The 19,830-nt window shown below is 38.9% G+C and carries 15 protein-coding genes and 1 pseudogene; 4 read left to right on the top strand and 12 right to left on the bottom strand.

Features of this window, described 5'->3' with window-relative positions:
• Window positions 1-126: 126 nt before the first annotated feature.
• The 4 genes and pseudogenes from PGP85_RS20945 to PGP85_RS20930 form a co-directional block, all read right to left on the bottom strand.
• A pseudogene (locus PGP85_RS20945) lies at window positions 127-1,550 on the bottom strand (MFS transporter).
• Between the two features lie 210 nt (window positions 1,551-1,760).
• The gene (locus PGP85_RS20940; RefSeq protein WP_010743183.1) at window positions 1,761-1,967 is read right to left on the bottom strand and encodes a zinc ribbon domain-containing protein; all 207 of its coding nucleotides are present in this window, start codon (window positions 1,965-1,967) and stop codon (window positions 1,761-1,763) included.
• Window positions 1,968-2,090: 123 nt separating this feature from the next.
• On the bottom strand, window positions 2,091-3,770 hold the full coding sequence (locus tag PGP85_RS20935) for a ribonuclease J (protein WP_010743182.1): 1,680 nt from the start codon (window positions 3,768-3,770) through the stop codon (window positions 2,091-2,093).
• A 180-nt stretch (window positions 3,771-3,950) separates the two neighbouring features.
• Entirely contained in the window at window positions 3,951-5,000 is a 1,050-nt protein-coding gene (locus PGP85_RS20930) for an aspartate-semialdehyde dehydrogenase (RefSeq protein WP_270329138.1), read from the bottom strand.
• 293 nt (window positions 5,001-5,293) lie between these two features.
• Here PGP85_RS20930 and PGP85_RS20925 point away from each other — a divergent pair, with 293 nt between their 5' ends.
• Window positions 5,294-6,112, top strand: a complete 819-nt coding sequence (locus tag PGP85_RS20925; RefSeq protein ID WP_270329137.1) for a hypothetical protein — start codon at window positions 5,294-5,296, stop codon at window positions 6,110-6,112.
• 66 nt (window positions 6,113-6,178) lie between these two features.
• Here PGP85_RS20925 and PGP85_RS20920 read toward each other — a convergent pair whose 3' ends face one another.
• Both PGP85_RS20920 and PGP85_RS20915 read right to left on the bottom strand, forming a co-directional pair.
• A complete protein-coding gene (locus PGP85_RS20920; RefSeq protein ID WP_010743131.1) occupies window positions 6,179-7,375 on the bottom strand; it encodes an MFS transporter in 1,197 nt (398 codons plus the stop codon).
• A 15-nt stretch (window positions 7,376-7,390) separates the two neighbouring features.
• On the bottom strand, window positions 7,391-7,678 hold the full coding sequence (locus tag PGP85_RS20915) for a hypothetical protein (protein ID WP_010743130.1): 288 nt from the start codon (window positions 7,676-7,678) through the stop codon (window positions 7,391-7,393).
• A 260-nt stretch (window positions 7,679-7,938) separates the two neighbouring features.
• Between PGP85_RS20915 and PGP85_RS20910 the strand changes: the two genes are divergently transcribed.
• Window positions 7,939-8,595 carry a Crp/Fnr family transcriptional regulator gene (locus tag PGP85_RS20910; RefSeq protein ID WP_010743129.1) on the top strand — a complete coding sequence of 219 codons (657 nt, stop codon included), beginning with the start codon at window positions 7,939-7,941 and terminating at the stop codon, window positions 8,593-8,595.
• Between the two features lie 39 nt (window positions 8,596-8,634).
• On the opposite strand, the gene PGP85_RS20905 is transcribed toward PGP85_RS20910, so the two are convergent.
• On the bottom strand, window positions 8,635-10,044 hold the full coding sequence (locus PGP85_RS20905) for a L,D-transpeptidase (protein ID WP_270329134.1): 1,410 nt from the start codon (window positions 10,042-10,044) through the stop codon (window positions 8,635-8,637).
• A gap of 184 nt (window positions 10,045-10,228) precedes the next feature.
• Window positions 10,229-12,526 carry a formate C-acetyltransferase gene (gene pflB, locus PGP85_RS20900; protein WP_251867971.1) on the bottom strand — a complete coding sequence of 766 codons (2,298 nt, stop codon included), beginning with the start codon at window positions 12,524-12,526 and terminating at the stop codon, window positions 10,229-10,231.
• 651 nt (window positions 12,527-13,177) lie between these two features.
• Here pflB and PGP85_RS20895 point away from each other — a divergent pair.
• Both PGP85_RS20895 and PGP85_RS20890 read left to right on the top strand, forming a co-directional pair.
• The gene (locus PGP85_RS20895) at window positions 13,178-13,651 is read left to right on the top strand and encodes a helix-turn-helix domain-containing protein (RefSeq protein WP_270329131.1); all 474 of its coding nucleotides are present in this window, start codon (window positions 13,178-13,180) and stop codon (window positions 13,649-13,651) included.
• Between the two features lie 33 nt (window positions 13,652-13,684).
• Complete coding sequence (locus tag PGP85_RS20890) at window positions 13,685-14,662, top strand: hypothetical protein (protein ID WP_270329130.1); 978 nt, start codon at window positions 13,685-13,687, stop codon at window positions 14,660-14,662.
• A 104-nt stretch (window positions 14,663-14,766) separates the two neighbouring features.
• On the opposite strand, the gene PGP85_RS20885 is transcribed toward PGP85_RS20890, so the two are convergent.
• The 4 genes from PGP85_RS20885 to PGP85_RS20870 form a co-directional block, all read right to left on the bottom strand.
• Window positions 14,767-16,167, bottom strand: coding sequence for a glutamate decarboxylase (locus PGP85_RS20885; protein ID WP_270329129.1), 1,401 nt, complete (start codon window positions 16,165-16,167; stop codon window positions 14,767-14,769).
• 29 nt (window positions 16,168-16,196) lie between these two features.
• A complete protein-coding gene (gene gadC, locus PGP85_RS20880) occupies window positions 16,197-17,708 on the bottom strand; it encodes a glutamate:gamma-aminobutyrate antiporter (RefSeq protein ID WP_270329128.1) in 1,512 nt (503 codons plus the stop codon).
• 240 nt (window positions 17,709-17,948) lie between these two features.
• The gene (locus PGP85_RS20875) at window positions 17,949-18,647 is read right to left on the bottom strand and encodes a helix-turn-helix domain-containing protein (protein ID WP_090403739.1); all 699 of its coding nucleotides are present in this window, start codon (window positions 18,645-18,647) and stop codon (window positions 17,949-17,951) included.
• A gap of 71 nt (window positions 18,648-18,718) precedes the next feature.
• On the bottom strand, window positions 18,719-19,408 hold the full coding sequence (locus PGP85_RS20870; RefSeq protein ID WP_270329125.1) for a hypothetical protein: 690 nt from the start codon (window positions 19,406-19,408) through the stop codon (window positions 18,719-18,721).
• Window positions 19,409-19,830: the final 422 nt, after the last annotated feature.

The following is a 19,830-nucleotide window of genomic DNA, read 5'->3' as shown; positions in this document are numbered from 1 at the left end:
CGCTATAAAATTTATCTATTATAGTAGTACAGCTTAGCAAAACTAGTATAACAGAGTGCCTATAAAAAAAGAAGTCAACCGTTACCATTCAAGTAACAATCAACTTCTTTTGTACTAATAAGCGTCTTAATTCACTGCTTTTTTTCTGAAACGAACGAGCGATATTACTAAAGCTGTAGCACAAATCGCTAAGGATGCGATGAATGTCACACGCATACCGAAAATAAAAATATCCGGCCGGCCATCGATATAGGTCGTCACCCGTCGACCATACGAAACACTCATACCACCATATAAAATCGTCGTCGATAAAGCAATCCCGATAACCATGCCTAAATTGCGGGCAAATGAATTCATACTGCCGGCAACACCAAGATTTTCTTTATCTACGCTGCTCATAACGTATTATTCGGTGATTGGAACAAGGCATTCCCCATCCCCATAATCGCCGTTGCCAAAACATAATACCAAATCGGGCTCAGTTCATTCATGAACACGTACATTAATTGCGTGATTGACAACAGTAGCAGCCCCATCAGCACTAGTTTTTGCGGACCGATTTTATCCGTCAAATAACCGCTAAGCGGAGAGCCGATGACCATTAAGAATGGAAAGACCATCATCAATAATCCTGCGTAACTAGCTGTTAATCCCCGAGCGTTCTGCAAGTAGAACGGCATTACTACATTCACAAAAAAGTTCGCTGAAAAAATCAACAACGCGGTTATTAAACTCATCGTAAACATTTTATTCTTCAAAATGCTGAAGACTAATAATGGGTTTTCTTTACGTTTTTCCACTTGAATAAATAGGATGAAAAATACAATTGCGACAACCAGCAGACTAAGCGGCAAAGCATGGATGTATCCAACCTCTTGCCCGATAAAGACTGCTCCGAAGAAACTCATGATCGTTATCGCAAAGGTTGCAAAACCCAGCCAATCGATTTTCTTTTTGGACATCGTAATATCCTTCGGCAAAAATTTTTCTCCGATCAAAATTGTTAGAATCCCTACCGGAACATTGATCCAGAAAATATACGACCAAGAGAAATGCGCCAAGATCAATCCGCCAATCCCGGGACCTGCGATCGAACCTAGAGAGACAAATGCACCGATTGCGCCTAACGCTCTTCCACGTTCTTTCATGGGAAAAACCTCTGTTGTGATTCCCGTATTCGTCGCCATCGTCATGCTGGCACCGATTCCTTGGATAACTCGGCCAAAGAGCAGCATCGCCAACGAATGATTAAAACCGCACAATAAAGAACCCAACGTGAATATGATCGTACCGATTCGATAGACCTTGATCTTCCCAAAACTGTCGCCGACTTTTCCGAAAAGCAGTAGACAAGCACAAACGACCATCAAGTATATGGATACGACCCATTCTGCTTTATTCATCGGCACAGCCAAATCTCGTGAGATCGTTGGCAAAGCAATATTTACGATACTAGAATCCAACGTGGACATGAAAGTAAACATGGCGACCGATACTAAAATCCACCAGCGATTCTTTTGAACCACCGAATCTTCTTGATAAGTTTTCATTAAAAGACTTCCTTCCGTTACAGTTAGCTTCGTACAGTCGACATCGCTTTTTCAAAATTCAGAAACGATGCTCTCTTCGCGCAAATGTCATTCAGCTAAAACTGCATGAACGCCATTTGTCAGCGACGAAAAACTGAACTGATAAAAATTAACCATAGTTATTCTATAGGAAAGTCTCCCCCAAAAGCAAACCAAAATAAAAACGAGAGATTACTCTCCCGCTTCTTCACTATATTTTCCGTGTTCACGATCTTCAAAAGTCATGAAATAGCCATTGGTAATCCTTTTTTCATACACATGATGACAATTTGGACATTCTACCGGCATTGATTCTTTAGGATGCTCTTGAACATTCAACACTTCATCAACAAAAAAATAGGTACCGCAATTAGGACATTTTAATGGTTTTTCCAACATATGACCAACCCTCTCTACATTTTCTTCTACTTCAATAATACTCCTTTTTCGCGAAAAAACAGAGTGGGAGGTATCAAAAAAACTTCTCCCGCAAAAAATGCCGGGAGAAGTTTTTGATTTTAATTATTTACGACGTCCGCGACGTTGGTTCGCTTCCATGATTACTGGTAAAATCACGGGACGACGTTTGGTTTGTTCAAACAAATGACGGCTCAGCTGATCGCGAATGTCTTGCTTTAATTTGCTCCATTCAAAATCATCGGAATGCAAATGTTTTTCTACGATTTCACTAGTCGTTTCTGCACTTTCCTTAATCAAATCACGACTGGCTTTGATATACACAAACCCGCGTGAGGTAATTTGTGGTGCAGATACGATTTTTTTCAATTTACGGTCGATCGTCACTACGACAACAAAAATTCCGTCGTCTGATAAAACTTTACGATCGCGTAAAACGATATTGCCAATGTCGCCGACTCCGATCCCATCGATCATAATGTTATCTGCCGGTACACTTCCAGCAGCGCTCATGTGTTTATTTTTATATTCCAACACATCGCCGCGACCAGTAATGAAAATATCCTTGAACGGAATGCCTAACTCATTGGCTAAACTAGCATGAGCGGCTAACTGACGGTATTCTCCCTGAACTGGAATGAAATATTTTGGTGACATAAAGTTCATCATCAATTGCAGATCACGAGGGTTGGCGTGGCCTGAAACACGTAAGTTTTCAGAAATGCTCTTCACGACTCCGCCCGCACGATAGATCATATCTTCCGTTTTCGCAACAGTCGTTTCCATCGCAATCGTTGGTGTAGTAGTAATATACACCAAATCACCATCTTCGATCTTCACATTGCGATGCGAACGATTCGCCATTTTTTGTAATGACTTGATTGGTTCTCCCATACGGCCAGTCTCCAAGATGATCAATTCTTCTGGTTGATATTTCTTCATCTCTTTGACAGTTACCAAAATATCTTCCGGCACTTCTAATTTTTTCAAACGCATCGCTGTTTTAATGATGCGATCCAAATCTTGCCCAGTCAGCACCACTTTGCGTCCAGCCTTTTTCGCTGCATTCAAAATTTGCTGTACACGCTGCAGATTGCTTGCCACACTGGCAACGATGATTCGACCGTTCCACTCGTTGATGGTATCGAAGACTTCGCTAGCAATTTCTCTTTCAGATGCTACTTGAATCGGATTTTCTGCATTAGAAGAAGAACTCAACAACGCTAGAACACCTTCAGAACCAATTTCAGCTAAGCGACGATAATTAGTGGCATACATCGGAATTGCCGTTGGATCAAATTTGAAATCACCGGTGTAGACGACAGTTCCTTCTTCCGTTTTCAAACTGATCCCAACCGAATCGGGAATGGTGTGAGTCGTACGGAAGAAACTAATTACCGCCGTACCAAAATCGATTTCCGTATGCTCATCGATCACGTGAAAATCCTTAAAGCTTTTGCTTTCTTCGTTTTGACTCACGTTTAATTTTGCTAATTCGATCGTCAATTCGGTTCCGAAGACCGGCACCGCCACTTCAGAAACCAAATAAGGCAGTGCTCCAATTGCATCGGCGTGCCCATGCGTCAAGAAAACCCCCGCTACACGATCTGCATTTTCAATTAAATAGGTAAAATCAGGAATGACAACATCGATTCCTAATAATTCATTTTCTGGATACTTCAGTCCACAATCTAGGACAAAAATATCATTATCCACCTCAACCGCGTACATGTTTTTACCATTTTCACGTACTCCGCTGAAGGGAATTATTTTGACTGTACTCAAAATATCCACCTCTCTAGTTTATTTATCTATTGTTTCAGCGTACTCAGACCCCGTAATCAGTTCGGTCTGTGCCAATACTCATTAGCTATTATACATGATTTTTTCTGAAAAACCATCGATTGAAAATACTAGGCGAAAATGGGCAAAAGAAAAAGCGTGAATGAATCACGCTTGATTGATTTATTTAAATAAACCCATTTTATACATCGTTTCAGCAATCTGTAATGAATTCCAAGCTGCGCCTTTTAATAAGTTATCCGAAACTACCCAAAGGTGAGCGCCCTTTTCTTCATCAGGATCTTTACGGATACGTCCAACAAAGGTTTCCTTTTTGCCCACGCTATTCAAAGCTTGCGGATAGATTTGTTGGCTTGGATCATCTTCCAACACTACACCAGGTGCTTTGCTGAGCAATTCTTGAATTTCTGCCACAGTAGCTGTTTTTTCTGTTTCGATATAAACCGATTCGGAATGTCCGCTCATGACTGGGATTCGCACACAAGTCGCCGAGACTTTGATCGTCTCATCTTCCATGATTTTTTTCGTTTCGTTGATCATTTTCCATTCTTCATTCGTATAGCCCCCTTCAGCAAAAACATCGATTTGAGCCAACGCGTTGAAGGCCAATGGATAATGCTTTTTGTCGCCGCCGCATGGCAGAATCTCTGCTTGCCATTCATCGAGCGGTTTGTCAGCTAAAAAGTCGCGTGTTTGTTGCTTCAATTCTTCCATAGCTTGATTGCCGGCACCTGATACCGCTTGATAAGTCGAGACGATTATCCGATTTAAGCCGAAAGCCTGACGAATCGGTTCTAACGCCACCATCATCTGAATCGTTGAACAGTTCGGATTTGCAATAATACCATTGTGTTTACGCAGAGCCTCAGGATTCACCTCTGGCACGACTAACGGCACTGAAGGGTCCATTCGGAAATGACTTGTATTGTCTACTACAACCGCTCCGCGTTTCACCGCTTCTGGTGCTAATTTCGCAGAAATACCCCCGCCTGCTGAGAATAAAGCGAGATCAACGCCTTCGAATGAATCAGGAACCAATTCTTCGATCGTCTGAGTTTCGCCTTTAAATGAAAGTTGCTTTCCCGCAGAACGCTTTGAAGCCAAAAACTTCACAGTACCCAATGGCAACGTGCTGTTTTCTAATAGTTTGATCATTTGTGTGCCCACTGCACCGGTAGCGCCGACAATTGCAACATTCATTTCTCTCATCATAATCACTCTTTCATTTCATAGTATTTTAACAGTTTATCACATTCGGTTTGAAACGCAAGCAGTCTTTTCATTATTGGTCAAAATCGAATTATAAAAGGTTAAATATCGGATACTGCTTAATTTTCAATATTCTCTCTATCCTAAATAATTGATATAACAAAGATAAAATAAACTTTCTAATCCAAATATTGTAAAAAAAATTAAAAAAACAAGTTTTTTTGAATATTTTTATTGTAGTTTTCTAATAAAAGCTTTAGAATTAATATGAAAGCGTTATTCGTAGGAGGTCAATCATGAAGGTCAATGGGCATATCATTAAACAAACACGCGAGGACATGGGGTTGCCGCTAGATGCCCTCGATATCATTTGTTCACCTGCTGACTTAGAATTGATTGAATTGAAAAACGAAGGCATTTTGGAAGTCGTTTTAGATCTCTGCACAAGATTAAGTATCCCATACCACCAAGTTTTTCCGGAAACCACTCTTTTGTCAGAAGTCTCTTTGTTAAATATTGTCCGTTGTTTGCACCTGCGCCAAGAATTCTCCAGTGTTTTATTTTTATTGGATACTTATGGAAAGAAAATTTCTTACGATAACGCGCGAATCGTTGGTCACTTGCTGTATTTCCGTGCCTACGCGAACCTATTTGGCAGTCATGATACCCAAAAAGCCGTACACTATTTCCAACGAGCCTACACCTTTTTACATGATGAAAAACGATATGAACTGCTAGTACTCAAAGGATTAGCCACTTGTTATCAAGCAAACGAAGAAAAAAAGCGCGCCCGTATCTTTTTTAAACGCGCTGAACAATTGGAGGAAAAAATGAATACTCAACAACAGTTAGGTCCATCTTATTATCAAGCAGCCTGCTTCTACGCTGATCGTGGAAACCGGGAAAAAGCAAACTCATTTTGTGATGAAGGCATCCAGACTTTATTAGAAGTAAACATTACTGCTGGCTTAGAAGAGTTATTTTTTGAAAAGGCCCTGATCCAGGAAAACCTCAACGAACAAATGGAACTCTTAAAACAAGCGGATTATTATGCCAAGTTAAATGAGAATTTTAATCTAAAAGAATTGATTAATAAAAAACTGAATAACAATTAAAAACGTAAAACCTACAAAAGGGCTGTGCCAAAATTAACTGGCACAGCCCTTTTTATATGTTATGAATTACCCATTAACTTTCGTTGCTTTTCCAGGTTTATAAAAAATCATATACAGAATTGCCACGATAATTGGAATTACTGCACAGAAAATATAAATATGTTGATACGAACCTAGAAGTCCTTTAACAGCTCCCAACAAGTAAGGTCCAACACCTAATCCCAAGTCAAGACCAATAAAGTAAGTTGATAAAGCGACACCGATACGGTCTTTTTCAACTAACTTCAAAGTAACGGCCTGTCCATTTGCCATAAAGGTTCCATAACCCAAGCCAACGAAAGCACCAGAGGCCAGTAATACAAAAGTATTTCCTGTAAAGGCCAAAAGAATCAAGCCAATCGTCAAACAAATAAAACTTGGATACATTACAGCATTTTCACCATGTCTATCAAAAATTTTACCAGACATTGGTCTTGTCAAAGTAACGACCAATGCGTAAACCACGAAGAAGAAGGCTCCTGCTGTCACCAAGTGCAGTTGATCCGCATAAATAGATAGGAATCCTAGAACACTTGAGTAGGCAATCCCGATTAAAAACGCAATTCCTGCGATAAACAGGACTTTGAATTCAATAAAGCTTTCCAAACTGAATGTATTGATTTTTGCACGACTTTCTTCTGTTAACACGATATTGTTTACCTTGAATTTGAAGCAAGCCAGCATCGTGATGAAGGCTAATACGACTGCAAGGATAATAATGGCCTTAAATCCTACTAATGGTAATAGCAGCAACCCAATAAACGGACCAATTGCGGCCGCTAAACTGGTACTCAATCCATAGTAATTAATGCCTTCACCGTATTTCGCTTCCGGGATATAAGCCGTGACAATTGCGTTTGCCGCTGTCGAAACTGCACCATAACCAAAACCATTCAAGAAACGTACACCATCTAAAATAAAGATATTGCTGCTGACCAAATACGCCGCAGTTGTTATCAAATAAAAAAGTGCCCCGTAACGTAAGACTGCTCGGCGACCAAATAATTCCAATTTCTTCCCAATATAGAGCCGCGCAAGCAATGTACCGATGATATAAATCCCTACCGCAAAGCCCGCTTGTGCTGTTGATGCACCTAAACTTTGGGTCGCATATTTCGCTGTGATAACGACAAAACAGTAATAAACTAAAAATACAACAAAATTGATAATTGTGATTGTGATAAAACCTTTATTGAATAACTTTTCTTCTTCCTTAATTTTCAAGACCCACTCTCATTATTATGCGATACTCTCATTCAATTTCTTTAAATCAGAAATCTTTTCCGCGATCTTATTATAATTAGACGGGTAGCGATCGACCGCTTGACTAATAAATAAATCACGTGTGTGGTCAAACTCTGCCAAAAAATCCTCTAGTGTATCATCTGATTCCAGCGTATAATCCTTTCTCAGCATCAAGGCATTTTGATAGGCATCATTTAGAAAGACCAAAACGGCCTCCTTTTCAAACCGTACCTTGTAGGCTGATTCCAATCGTTCGATCATTGCGCATGTCCATTTTTTCATGAATAACCACTCCTCTTATTTCCAAATTTTCTAATCACTAGAGCATTTGGGCTGTTTGACTTACTTAACCGATTATAAGGATATAAAAAAAAGAGGAAATCAGATTTCTTAATAAAAAAAGCCCTTAATTATTTCTATTAAAAAAGGACATTAACATTTGTTTGTATCTTTTTTATACATACTTTTGATCTGATCCGACGGTTTCTTGTGATAAAATAGCAATGAAAATTTCAGTAATTTACGGAAGGAACAACGAAAAATTGGATAATACAGCTTTAACAAACTACTTAGAACAAAAAAAATTTCCAATCGTTACCAAAGAATATAAAAAATATTTGCTTTACGAAGGAATCCAGGATCACCATGTGTACATTTTGAAAAACGGCGTCATAAAGACTAGTGTCATCTCCAGAGATGGGAGAGAATTCAATTTGGACTATATCAACGATCTCGAAGTAGTCTCACTGTTAAAGGATGAATACTCCCAATTTATTGATGCCCCCTTTAATATACGGGTAGAGTCAGAAAAGGCCGAACTCTATCAAATCGATCGCGTGGAATTTTGGAAAGACATCAATCAAAATTTCGAACTGCAAATCTATGTAAAAAACTATTATCGAGAGCGGCTGCTCAAATCAATGAAGCGAACACAACAGATGTTGATGAATGGGAAGTTTGGCGCCGTCTGTACTCAAATTTATGATTTGCACGACAAATTCGGGATTGAGTTTCAAGATGGAATATTAATTGATTTTGTCGTAACCAATGAAGAAATCGCGCATTTCTGCGGCATCAATGCGGCCAGCAGTGTCAGCCGAATCATGCATCAATTGAAAAGCTGCGGAGCCATCAAAATGCATGATCGCAAGATATTCATCAAAAACATCGAGTTGATCAAGGACAATATTATCTTTTAAACAAAACAAGCCAGTCAGAGAAATTCTGACTGGCTTGTTTTAGATTTCTGTACCATACTCGACCGGCTTATCGAATTCTCCCGGAGCATCATCATAAATGTGGCCATAAATAAAAACCGGCATTCCGATGAAGCTATAATCATAAATTTGAGCCACTTGCGCTTTGGGTGTATTCACACATCCGTAGCTTCCTAGATCTGTCTGATAAGCTCCCGGCTGGCCAAAATATTGCAGCTTATGATCCGTGTCGTGCAATCCGATCTCTGTAATCGTCTGCCCATAACTCAATAATGGCAGCCAGTAGTCCACTGGAACATTATAGGTGCCGTCACCCGTTGACAAGACTCCGCTTAGATCGACGTTGCGCCGCTTATCCATAATCGTATGAAATCCGGGAAAAGTCGCCGTCCCCTTATCATAACGTCCTGTGATCACATCGGTCTCAACGACCTTTTTCCCTTGATTAAAGCAATACATTTTTTGATTGTCCAAATCAACTTCGATATAATTCTTCGTTATGTGCAGCGGCTGTTTTTTGGTTTCTCCCCGCAGTACAAGCTGAATGATTTGGGTTTCCGGTTCCTTCAACTTTTTAGTGATCTTTTTGGCTGATTCTTTGATGTCGATAAACCAGCCATAATTTCCAATATTTTTATACCGTAAATGCTGGCCATGAACATTCGTAAAATCAACCGATTTATAGATTGTCGAATGTTCTCGCTCCAACTCCGCTACCCAGCTTAGAATCAAATCCTGATCAAAATTTCCTTGTTCATCCACCGATGCCGCCAGCATTTGTTCTGTAAGCGGTACGGATTTATTAGTCATTTTCAATTTAATTCCGCGATTTTGAACTTCTTCCAGCTTTTGCAGAATTTTTTGCTTCTGTAATTTTTTTGCTGTGACTTCCGGTTCGCGATAAAAATCTGCTAAAGCATACTCCGTTTGCAGTGTCCCTTCGTCAATATCCTTACAGAGCTCTTTCCGAATTTTGACAGAATCAATCACCGTCCCCTTCTTTTCAGGTTCGATCTTGAATCGGTCATTCGCATAAACAATCTTCGCTCTTTTGGCTTCCTTGCCGCCAAGAAAAGACACCCGATTAATGGCATCGATCAAATCGCCCTTTGCTCTTTTTTTTAACGGCAAACTTACTTCTCCTCTGCGAATATTCCGCTTCAAATATTCTTTTTGAAGCGTGTAGGGTGAAGCAAGCTGAAGCTTAATCGTTTGGTTCTCACCCTTCAACTCGATCTCAACTTGTTTTGTCTCCTGCCGAATCTTTTTTTCGGCCGCAACAACCGATAGACCGCCAACATCGACATTGGCGACGGTCGATCCAAAGTAAAAATGCGAACCGAAATAAGCATAGACTAGTAAAAAAAAGGCCATCGCCCCCGCAACGACACCAACAATCCTCAATACCCTTTGACTCTCATACTCCTTCAATCACTGTCACCCACTTTATAAAGCCCAATAATTACCAATATTATAAATCAAATAACTAATTATTTATTCTTAAATCATAATTATTAATATTTTTTAACATTTTTGGTAAAAAAAGGATTCAGAACCCCATGTATGAGGTTCTGAATCCTTTAAAAATTCTATTTCGCTAAAAATAAAATGATTTTTACATTTTTGTGTGGTCTGTACGTGAAATTACGTCACGACGTTGTTCAGGTGTTAAGTCGCGGAATTTCACGGCATAACCAGATACACGAATGGTAAAGTTCGCATATTTTGGATTGTCGATATCTTTATCCATCTCTTCAAGTAATTCGCGGCCAAAGACATTGACGTTCAAGTGATAACCGCCTTTGTCAAAGTAGCCATCCAGTACTTGGCGTAAGTTGTCTACTTGCATCTCTTCATCATCCGTACGGCCTAATGCTCCCGGATTGATTGTTTGTGTATCAGAGATACCATCTTGCGCACAAGAGTAATTCAATTTCGCTGTTGAGTTTAATGAAGCCAACAGACCATTTTTCTCACCTAAGAATTTGCCATCTTGATAACTTGGGTTTGCACCTGGTGCTAACGGTTTACCCGCACGGCGGCCATCTGGTGTATTCCCAGTATTTTTCCCGTAAACAACATTTGAAGTGATCGTCAATAATGACAATGTTGGTGTTGATTCACGGTACGTATGTTGACGTTTGATTTGAGTCATGAAGTACTCAAGAATCCAGTTAGCCATTTCATCCGCTTCGTCGTTGTCATTTCCGTACGTTGGGAATTCGTTTTGCGGAACGTAATCAATTGCTAAGCCGTTTTCATCGCGGATTACTTTTACGTTTCCGTGTTTGATCGCCATCAATGAATCCGCCGCATGAGAAATACCAGCGATCCCAGTTGCGAAAGTGCGGTTCAAATCAGTGTCCATCAACGCTAATTGTGGTGCTTCATAGGCATATTTATCGTGCATGTAATGGATCACGTTCAATGTATTTACATATAATTCAGCTAACCAATCTAAAACATCTTTATAACTGTCCATGAATTGATCGAAGTCGATGCTGTCACCTTCCAATGGACGGAAACGAGGACCCACTTGCATTTTGGTCATTTCATCAACTCCGCCGTTGATTGCATATAAGACTGCTTTGGCTAAGTTGGCACGAGCACCAAAGAATTGCATGTCTTTACCAATAACGGTAGCGGATACGCAACATGCGATCGCTGCATCATCAGATCCCCAGTATTGACGTAATAAATCATCATTTTCCAATTGGATCGATGAACTCTCTTTAGCAACTTTTGCTGCATAAGTCCGGAAGCCTTCTGGTAAATGAGAAGAATACAAGACAGTCAAGTTTGGCTCTGGTGAAGGTCCCATGTTTGTTAAAGTGTGTAAGATACGGAAATCATTCTTCGTTACTAATGAAGAACCATCCATATTCATTCCTGCTAATGATAATGTCGCCCAAATTGGGTAACCAGAGAATAATTGGTTGTACTCAGGAGTACGAGCAAATTTAACCATGCGCAGTTTCATGATCAAATGATCGATCATTTCTTGTGCTTCGAATTCAGTGATAACACCGCGCTCTAAATCACGTTGGATATAAATATCTAGGAATGCAGAGATACGGCCGATCGACATTGCGGCACCGTTTTGTGATTTGATGGCTGCTAAATAGCCAAAGTATAACCATTGGATCGCTTCTTGAGCGTTAGCAGCTGGTTTTGAAATGTCATAGCCATAGCTTGCAGCCATTTCTTTCATGTCAACTAATGCACGGTATTGTTCAGAAACCTCTTCACGTAATTGGATCACGTCGTTCGTCATAACTTTGCTGCCGACGTTTTTCCAATCTTTTTTCTTTTCACTCATTAAGTAGTCAATACCGTATAAAGCAACACGACGGTAATCACCAATGATTCGTCCACGTCCATAAGCATCTGGTAATCCAGTGATGATTTTGTTTTTACGAGCTAAACGCATTTCATCTGTATAAGCGTCAAAAACACCTTGGTTGTGAGTTTTGCGCCATTTGTTGAAGATGAATGACATGTCATCGTCTACTTCATAGCCATTTGATTCTAATGCTTTGTTTGCCATATTGATACCGCCAAATGGCATGAATGCTTGTTTTAAAGGTACATCCGTTTGCAATCCAACAATTTTTTCTTCCTCTTGGATTAAATAACCTGGTGCGTGAGAAGTGATCGTCGCTGGGATATCGCTGTCCATATCGTAAACACCGTTTTGCTTGTGTTGTACTTCAAAAAGCTCTTGTAATTTGTCCCACAGTTTTTCTGTACTTGGTGCAGCGCCTTCTAAAAAGCTGTCGTCACCTTTGTATTCTGTATAGTTGCGTTTGATGAAGTCCAACGTATTGACTTCATGCTGCCAGCGTCCTTCGTTAAAACCTTCCCAAGGACCTTTTGTTTGTTCTACAGTTTTGTCGATTGTAATAGTTTCCATATGCGCGCTCCTTTGTTAAATAGTTTCATAATAATTTAAAATGATTATAACAAAGGAATCTGTTTTAAGAAAGGGCTTTTTTATTGCCTTGTGCCCGAAAAACCTTTTAAAATAATGATAATTATTTTAACTATCACGTACTCCTGTTACAGTTTTCACTATAACAGATGATGTAATTGATAATGACAGTTTTTACCTGAGAAGCAGATATTGCTCACCAATATACAATATTCTCCTATAGATGAAACTGAAAAACAGGTGACTAATACAGTCGAGCTTGTGAAAAGTTTCTCCCTTCAAACTCTCATAAAAGAAAAATTTCCGATGAAAAAAATTTTTTTATCTCATTATTCTTGCCACTCATTCTAATCCGAAAATCAGCCTTCAAAACTGTTATCAAATATTTTACGATTTTTTCTTGCTGTTCCTCTTTGGCTTGAAAATAAAGCATATGTAAACTAGAATGATTTCTAACTAAAAATAACTGAAAATTATTTTAAAACGATTTACTATGGAGGCTAATGTCCGTAATCCTAATTATTTAATGACTATCTCTAAAAAAATGACGAGGCACTTCGCTTAAAAATACTCAAATTGATTAAATTGGTATACAATATCAGACGTATGTGTTTATTAATTGGGAGGTACGTTATGTTAGAAAGGTATATTGAAAAAAATATTTTTCGTCAGGTTTATCTTTGTCAACAATTGTATCAGAAGAAAAAGATTGCCTTACACACAATGGCTGAACGATTGAATGTTTGTACAATTACGATCACTAATGATCTCGAATTACTGAAGGAATCTTTCGGGCAAGAGATTCTTACTTTCGAACGAACGAAAAACACCTGCAAAGCATCCTTTAGTTCAGCCTATTCCCTATTGGAATTGACCCAGCGAATCTTTCGCCGCTCTGATTTTCTGCGTGTCTTGAATGATTTTTTGAGCGGAAATACTCACTGGTCGGAAATTGCAGAAAAAGAATTTCTTTCCACCAGCAAGATCTATCAAATTCGGGCAGATATTTTTGAATTTGCCGAGGAATTGGGCTATTTGCAGTCAGACCACACGATCAAGCTGCCGGAAAAGGATCTTCGTTACCTGCTTTTAGCCATCTCAAGATAGACCGGTGATCGTTCGGCCATTCCATATAATAAAATGATCGCTTCTTCTGCCGCCGATTTAATAGATTATGTGGAGGAACATTTTTTTGACCGCGATTATCCCAGCAGCGAACGGGAAATAATCATTTTGGGCAGCCAATTGAGCAGCCAGCGAGCGAGGCAATTCCCCATTCAGTTTTCTGACGACGAAAAACAAACTGCGCAACAAACACCTTTATTTGGCTTATTGCGTGAAGGCGTAAAGACACTAAAGTCCACTATCTGCACAAATGAAGAGGAATTATTTTTTATCTATTCACTTTTTAACGCAAGAAATTATCTTTGCAATAATTTGGAGCTACTGCAAAAAGATTTTGAAGTCGTCTATCAAAATCATATCAAATGCTATCCTGAAATAGAAAAATTACTTCAACAATTACGATCAGCATTAAACATTTCAATAGAAAACGAATTGCTCTTAAAAAAAGCTTTTCTGCCTTTTATCCGTTCCACTTGGGCCAACATGCAGCTTTTCCAGCCTGATGTAATTTATCTCTTAGATAATGATCAGCAGGAGCTTTATCAAACTGTTCAACATATTTTGAATCAATGGGCGGCCGATTACCAAACTGAGATTCATTGGAACGAAAACCTTATCCGTAAAATGACTTTGACGCTTGATTTATTGCGCAGAAATACCTTTGACGAGAAAGTTGAGTTGTACATTGTCGCGCCTTCAGATTTCAATTTCTTATACTACCGAAAACAGCTTAAAGCCCTGCTGGATGATCATTTCATTATCAGCAATATGATTTACAATACATTGAACGAAGTCGTCGATGATGTCTTCTTCTGTTCAAAACGGATCATCGTGTGTGACACCGCTCTTTATCAGCCTGACTTAGGCAGTGAGAACACATTAATCTTCCCAGTGTCCTTACAGACGATCAACTCAACCTGTTTTGAAATCAATCAAGTCATAAGGCCGCTCGAAACAGAGGCCGTGACAGAGGTGGGCAGTTTCAAAAAATAAGAAGGCATTTGCGAAATTCCGGCTTATTTCCAAAGGGTTTCTTCTGAAATGCCGTTTATATGTAAAAAGCAGGTGTGACAAAAATCTTGTCACACCTATCTTTTTTAATGCGTAAATCCGTAAGTTTTGATTTCTGGTTTTTTATGATAAACGACATGAGCATTGTTCAACGCTTCAATCGCTTCTTGCATATCTTGAACGTAGTCATAAGCCATGTTCATCCCAAAATCTGAGCGAATAACCAAACGTTGGATGATTTCTTGATCTAAGTTCTTAGGAAGCGGATAAGCGGGAACTTGCCATCCTTTCATCAAAAGACGATCAGCCAAATCATACAAAGTCCATTCTCGTGAAGAATCCTCTTTTAATTTGTAGCATACAATCGGCAATTGAGAGCCATCATTAACAATTTCAAACAGACCTGTTTCTTCAATCGCTTTGGCCAGATACAAAGCAACTTCGTGAGTCCGTTCATGAATCGCCTTATAGCCATCAAATCCATAACGTACAAAATTATAATATTGACCAATCAATTGTGCCGCACTGTGAGAGAAATTGATTGCCATGGTTGGCAATTCGCCTCCAAGGTAGCTGACTTTGAAAATCAATTCTTTTGGTACATATTTTTGATCACGCCATAAGACCCAACCCACACCAGGATAAACCAAGCCATATTTGTGACCTGAAGAATTAATTGAGATAACATTTTTCAATCGGAAATCCCAAACAAGATCTGGTTCAGTGAAGGGTGCATAAAAACCACCGGAAGCGGCATCCACATGGATGTAGACTTTGTAATCTGTTTGTTTATTGTATTCTTCGACTAAATCATCTAATCCTTTGATATCATCGTAACGACCGGTGTAAGTAATCCCCATGATCCCAACGATTCCGATCGTATATTCATCCACATAATCCATTACTTTATCTAAATTGATTGACATGTGTTCTTTATCCATCGGTACTTCACGCATTTCAATATCCCAGTAAACACAGAATTTTTCCCAACATACTTGGTAGCCAGAAGAAATGACCAAATTCGGTTTTTTCGCATTTAAATCCAAGCCTAATTTTTCTGCCCGTTTGCGCCAGGCGAATTTCATCGCCATTCCGCCCAACATGCAGGCTTCAGAAGAACCAATCGTTGACGTGCCCATAAATTTTTCATTTTCACTAACGTTCCAAAGATCAGCAATCATATTCACACAGCGATTTTCAATTTCTGTTGTGCGAGGGTATTCTGATTTATCGATGGCATTTTTTTCTAAGGTTTGGCTCATTAGTTTGACTGCTTCAGGTTCCATATATGTTTGACAAAAGGTTGCCAGATTCAACCGAGCATTTCCTTCGTCCAGCATTTCGTCTTGAACTAATTGATATGCCACGCGCGGTTCAATCGATTCTTGATTCAATTTGTATTTTGGCAAATCAACTTGTTCACTTTTTGATCCAAAAATAGGTTCTAAATATTCTGCTTCATCACGATTTTCTTTTCCATATAACATGTGTAATTCCTCCTGAAAAATATATTTATCTAATGTTTCAATGTGTGTTCTTCTGTTTGAACAATCTGATGTTCTCCTCGAGCTGCTGGATGGGTTGCCGCATTCACATCTCCTGCTTCCATGTGAACGGGTTCTTCCAAATTTTTATGATCATGTTTATCATGCAGCTCATAAATAATGAATGGTAAAATGACCGTAATAACAAAACTGATTAACAAAATTGCCTGATAGGTTCGATCCTCGCCCTTCGCAATTGATGCAGGCGGAACGAAAGAAATCAGCAAAGCAAAAACTGATAGCAATAGTCCGATACCGGCAATCAAGGTTTTCCCTATTTTTTTACCTGGCACATTATAAGTTCTTTTCAACCCTTGCTTCTTATAAACCAAAACAAAATAGCCGATAAAGAACAATAGATACCCTACTAAATAAATGACTACCGTCAGTGAAATGGCAACTAAGAAGGATAAATTATTTCCGCCGCCGCCAAAAGTCAACACCGCACCCCAAATAGTAACGATCACACCTTGGATCATAATTAACGGAACAGGTACGCCGTGGGTATTTGTTTTGCGCAGAAAATCTGGCAGTAGTCCTCGTTGTGCTGCGGCGAACATCCCGCGAGATGGACCGACGACCCAAGAACTTACTTCCCCCATTACACCAAAAGCAATCATTAACGCGATCACCTTAACGAGCCAGCCTAGATGACTATTAAAATGTAAAATCAATGATTGGAAGGTTTGGATCACTCCAGCGCTTAAAGACAAGTCTTTTTGGGGAATCACTGCAGCGACAGAAAAGCCGCCGATCGCATCCAAGGCAATCGCTAAAATGACCAATAGGATCATTGCTAACGGGTAATTTTTTCTTGGATTTTCCAATTCATTGATATGCGAAGCGGATGCCTCGACACCCATGTAAGCTAAAATAAAGGATACAAATACAACCAAGGTTGATAATTGTGAGAAATCTGGTACAAAAGCCTTTGTACTGATCGCAATCTCAATCGGATTTCCTCCAATAAAGTAAGCCGCTGCTAAACCAAACAGAATAACGGATGGAATGAGAATTCCAATCAAGAATCCTGCCTTAGCAATTTTAGCCGTCCGCTGCGTCCCGCCTAATTGTGAAAAAGTCAGGCCCCAAAAGATGACTAACAGCCCGATGTATTTCATCAACGGATCAGTATTTAATGCTTGAAAATTCAAGACATAGGATAATGCCCCCAAAATGAAATAGATCATGGTGACAAACCCTACAGTAATTTGAAACCATTGAAAAAAGATGGCCGCAAAACCAAAACGTTCACCTAAGGTTTGGCTGACCCAACTAAAAATGCCGCCATTTTGCCAGCCTTCCACGGTAGACATTTCAGCCGCACACAAAGCCACAGGTAAAAACCATAAAATCCCGCCTAGTAATAAAAAGAAGACTAGGTGTAACTTTGCTGTAGCGAATGTCGGATACTCATAGACAGTCAAAACCATAGAAGCTGTCAAAGCAAAAAAGCCAAATAGAGATAATTTTTTCTGATTCATAGATACGCTTCTTTCCTTTTCTTTAATTATTTGTTAGCGAATGGCTTCAGGGGAAAAACATCGTTGAATACTGATTGACCATTTTGTGCACCTCTTTCCTTACAAGGACAAGTATAGCGAGGCGGTATCGGATTTTTTTCTTGATTTTTTTAAATCAAATCGAGAAAAATAAAAAAAATGTAGAAAAAAAGCCCTAGCTCTCTTCTGAATCAGAAGAAAACTAGAACCTTTTTGTTTTACTTACATACTGTATTCTTTAATATGCTCATTCATTAATCCGTTCGGCACATCATGGAGACGGTAACCATTTCCCCAATAAGTAATGATCCGGACATTATCAATATGCGCGTGGGCAATTTTCTTACGGATATTACCTACCGCCGTCGACATTTGAACCAAACGCGACTTGCTGACCTCATTGTTCCAAACCTTGTTACACAATTCGTCTCTGGAAATGATCTTTCCACTTCCTTCGGCTAAAGCGCTGATGATTTTCTTTTCAATATTATTCAACGAACTGTAGAAGAGCACCAAATCCTGCTTCTTCATTTCCGATTGTCTGACTAATCCTTTTGAAAGAGATTCATTCTGGCCTTCTCGTTTATCACTTAATAGTAAGAACTCTCTTAATTCTGTTAACGTACAATCAATCGACAAACAATGATTCTCATCAATGTTCGGCACCGGCTCATCTGTGCGCCGCAAATAATGCAGATCCTTCTCCACAACGATCGGTAAAATTTCGTTAAACTCCTGATTCGTCAAGGTTTCGCTAAAAATGACAATGTCAAAAAGAGACAAAATCTCTTCAAAATATTGCGGCTTGTCGACATCAAAAAATTCTTTTAGAACAAACACTTCGTAATCTAACCGCTGCAATTCGTCCTGAAATTCTTGTTCGATAATAATATTTCTAGTCAAAATGATTACTTTTTTCATTTTACGTCACTCCCGTCTTTACTCAATTCCACTTTTTTTACACCCATTAACTCCTAAGACTCTTCTCTTTTTTATTCGTCTAAACATCGAATACCATTTTTTAAGTCCTTAACAACTTCATGCGGCAAATGATTTTCTCGCCTCAATACACCCATCAATTGCTCCTTCAAATCTGACCCAATATGCTGCGCTTGATCCTCCGCTTGTTGAATAATCCTGCGACTTAAAGTTGTTGCTTCTAACAACGTATCCGCGACATCCACCTTGACAAACAAATCGAGAGCGGCATTTTCTTCCTCTTGAAATAGATAACTAAATAATTGGTCATTTCTATCATGTTCATACATATATTGTTCTAACAGTCGTTCATACTTTTCTTGTAAATTCGTGATTTCAGCCACTTCGTCGGAAGAATCATGACAAACTGCTGCTTGTTCATGAAGATTCCTTCCTTGAAGGATGAAGCGGCGCCTCTCTAAATTGTCCTTATTATGATAGACAACTACTTCTTTTTTGATCGGTATGTCGACATCATCTAATTTCTTTGTTAATTCTTTTAAGTTGTAACGGTAGGCCGAAACTTTTTCTTCCAGTGCCCCACGAATACCTTCCAATTTTTCGACCCTGTCTAATAGTTCTTCGTTCTGATTTTCCAATACTTCAACCTTGTCTAATAATTGCTCATCAGTATTATCATTTAAATTAGAAACATTCCTATTTTTCAAATTGGCTTCATCTCTCTTCTTTGTGATTAAGATCAAAAGATTTTTGCTTCTGTATGTATGAATTTTGACTTATTATGTAAAACTTTATTTCACTTTTAAGCAGATGCTCTGCACTTGTGAAACCGCCAGAAGCTTATCTTCTATTTACTATCTATTGATTTTTGCACTATTTATCTTTAAATTCCCTCCTTAATATGATACAAACTAGCGATTTAGAAAAAAACAGATGCGTGTTTAAATCTCCTTACAAATTCAAATAGCGAATTACTTTTTTTCAATTTGAATTTGTTAACACTTGAGAATGTCGGACTGTAGTACAAACCACCAGTTGTGATAACCTTAGTTATATAATTGACAGTGAATTCCAATCGTTCTCTAATTCAAAAAGAATAAAAATTATTTTTATTTTAAATAAATAATTTTTATGTTTTATTATACATCTATTTTTAAAAAATTAT

It is taken from the genome of Enterococcus malodoratus (genome assembly GCF_027659535.1).
GTDB classification, from domain to species: Bacteria; Bacillota; Bacilli; order Lactobacillales; family Enterococcaceae; genus Enterococcus_A; species Enterococcus_A malodoratus.
This window is presented reverse-complemented; position numbering and strand designations above follow the sequence as displayed.